The sequence below is a fragment of the Streptococcus intestinihominis genome (genome assembly GCF_046824975.1).
Lineage (GTDB): Bacteria > Bacillota > Bacilli > Lactobacillales > Streptococcaceae > Streptococcus.
In genome coordinates, this window is record NZ_JBKQBL010000003.1 from 234,793 (window position 1) to 235,663 (window position 871).

2 protein-coding genes are annotated in these 871 nt (G+C 43.5%); both read right to left on the bottom strand.

Features of this window, described 5'->3' with window-relative positions; genetic code table 11:
- On the bottom strand, positions 1 to 676 hold a 676-nt coding region (locus ACLOR3_RS06325; protein WP_412037077.1), incomplete at its 3' end, for a hypothetical protein.
- The coding region (locus ACLOR3_RS06330) for a PadR family transcriptional regulator (protein ID WP_412037078.1) at positions 673 to 871 on the bottom strand (199 nt) is incomplete at its 5' end. The genes ACLOR3_RS06330 and ACLOR3_RS06325, both read right to left, overlap by 4 nt.

The following is an 871-nucleotide window of genomic DNA, read 5'->3' on the forward strand; positions in this document are numbered from 1 at the left end:
TTACAAAGAAAGTCACTCCCATGACCAGTAGGCTAACAGCAAGCCGTCCCTGATTTCTATAGGTCATGATCGTAAATCCAAGAAGAACCAGAAAAGCCAGAACAATCGCCCAACCATCTGGCAAAAGGATACTTCGATTCAGACTCAAATGGTCAGAAAACACGCGCTCTATCCTAGGAGACAGGATCAAACTAATCACACTGATAACAAGAGCCCAAGGCCACTTGATTTCCCCATAGCTCTGTTTGGACCAAAGCCACATCATAAATTGACTGTACACAAAGAAAATGAATAGATCTAGCAAATATGTTAAAGGAGCAATCACCAGTGGCAGCATCCAGGCAAAATCCATTACAAACCGCATGCCAACGAAAATCGTTCCAAGAATCAAGAATAACCCCACATAAGAACCTAGCCTGCGTCTAGGTAACTCCGAGAGAACTTGGTCCATCATGGCCCTTGGGTCCTTTCCGTAATAATCCATTGCACCAATCCCGTCTCGCTCAGCAACCTTTAAATCGCAAACCATATTGTAGAGCTGTTCACCCAGTAGCTCATCATCATAAAAATAGGACTTCACTCCAATATAAGCTATCATTTTTTTCATATAAGCTTGATTGTCCTTATTTAGGTGCATCAATTCGGCTGACATTTTTTCTGTATAATCTTCGATCATGCTTCCCCCTCCTTTTTCACGCGTTCTACTTTAATGACCAGATCCTGCCACTGGTTCCAAAATTCCTCTAAGCGCTCTCTTCCTTCCATGGTTAGAGAGAAATATTTGCGATCAGGTCCATCCGGAGAGGGCCTCATCTCTCCTACGATGACTCCCTGCTTCTCTAGTTTCTGAAGCAAGGGATAAATGGTCCCC